Origin of the sequence: Microvirga pakistanensis (genome assembly GCF_004458765.1) — a bacterium.
Classification (GTDB): domain Bacteria; phylum Pseudomonadota; class Alphaproteobacteria; order Rhizobiales; family Beijerinckiaceae; genus Microvirga; species Microvirga pakistanensis.
On record NZ_SPJX01000139.1, the window covers coordinates 1 to 447 of the forward strand.

General features: G+C 66.4%; 1 protein-coding gene. It reads right to left on the reverse strand.

All coding sequences use genetic code 11. From position 1 onward, the window contains the following. A partial coding sequence (locus E4K09_RS04625; protein WP_193557249.1) for a 4Fe-4S dicluster domain-containing protein occupies positions 1-447 on the reverse strand: 447 nt, incomplete at both ends.

Sequence of the window (447 nt, forward strand, 5' to 3'; positions counted from 1 at the left end):
GGCCCGCCGCCGCCCTCGGGGGTGGTCCAGGTGATGTTCTGGTTGGGATCCTTGATGTCGCAGGTCTTGCAGTGCACGCAGTTCTGGGCGTTGATCTGGAAGCGCACGCCCCCCTCGCCCTCCACCCACTCATACACGCCGGCCGGGCAGTAGCGCTGCGAGGGGCCGCCATACACGTCGTGCTCCGACGCCTTCTGCAGCCCCATGTCCCTCACCTGCAGGTGGACCGGCTGGTCCTCCTCGTGGTTGGTGTTGGACAAAAACACCGACGAGAGCTTGTCGAAGGTCAGAACCCCGTCCGGCTTCTCGTACCGGATCGGCTTCACCTTCTCGAGCGGCAGCAGGCATTCATGGTCCGGCTTGCCGTGGCTCATGGTGCCAAACGGCGACCAGCCGAACAGCTCGGTCAGCCACATGTCGAGGCCGCCCAGCGCCACGCCGGCGGCC